Genomic DNA, 1135 nt, shown 5'->3' with positions numbered 1-1135 from the left:
TATGTAGAAAAAGCGATCTTGCGATTCGCGAATGAAAATAAAATCTGGTTGACTCCAAGCAATATCGCAAAGAGCACTGGCTACGGCAGAAATTACATTCACCAAGAATGTCGCAACCTATTGAATAAAGGATATCTTGAATCTGGAGACCAACCAGGCAGTCCATCCTACCGGATTACCGACGCCGGTCGCGATTATTTGAACTCGGAGAGTTGAAGCCCGAAGCGTTTTCTTGTCCGGAGGACTATAACAATCTATTCTTGTTCATTGGATTGATCAATGATTTCTCTTTCAGTTGTTCCAGGGACACGCTGTACACTTCGATTGATGTCTTTCCAGTCTGAGCGAGCGTAGCCGAGGCTATCGTCTGGCGAGAGATAATTCATAACACTGGGATACTCGCTATAGCCGCGCTCACGGCTATCGACACCCGGATCATAGATATCTAAAAGATGCCCAAGTTCATGCATAAATATGTGCCCCGTTGCTTCATCTGAAGCTAACTCAACAAACGCGACTGAGTCGACTGCAAGACCACCGTTTGACATAGCGTTACCAGGTCTCTTGACAGTACTTACAATCTGGATATAATAATATCCAGCATTATCTGGGGAGGTGACCGTCTTCCCGCCACTCTTACAGCCATATCGAATTTGGTCTCTAATATAGCCTGAGGCATCTTCACAACGGAGATTATCGTCATGGTCGATGTGTAGGTCAATGCCGGATGAGCCATCTGGATTCTCAATTGGTGCTTGCTCGAACTCGTCGGTCATATCCCGGATAACACTGCGCGATAGTCTAGATTTATAATCTACTTCAACGAAAATATCCTTCTGCAGTGGATCAGCGCCAGGGAACCGATCGGTCATATCGACTTCCGCACCGTCTGGGAGCCCATCGTCGTCAGTATCACTATCTGATGCATCAGTCCTAAGATCAAGCTCTCGGTCATCATTCAATCCATCACTATCTGTGTCGTTTGCCCGCGGATTGGTACCGTGTTTATTGAGTTCTGCATCATCAGCGAGACCGTCCCCACCCGTGTCAACTAGTGTTGGATCCGTTCCATGCGTGTTTAGTTCCGCCCCATCGGAAAGACCGTCTCCGTCAGTGTCGGCTATTGTAGGGTCCG

1 pseudogene is annotated in these 1135 nt (G+C 47.5%); it reads right to left on the bottom strand.

Annotation, left to right across the window (positions count from 1 at the left end):
• Positions 1–254 precede the first annotated feature (254 nt).
• Positions 255–1135 (bottom strand): annotated as a pseudogene (locus G9463_RS23720) (hypothetical protein); the annotation flags it as partial.

The organism is Haloarcula sp. JP-Z28 (genome assembly GCF_011440255.1).
Lineage (GTDB): Archaea > Halobacteriota > Halobacteria > Halobacteriales > Haloarculaceae > Haloarcula > Haloarcula marismortui.
This window is presented reverse-complemented; position numbering and strand designations above follow the sequence as displayed.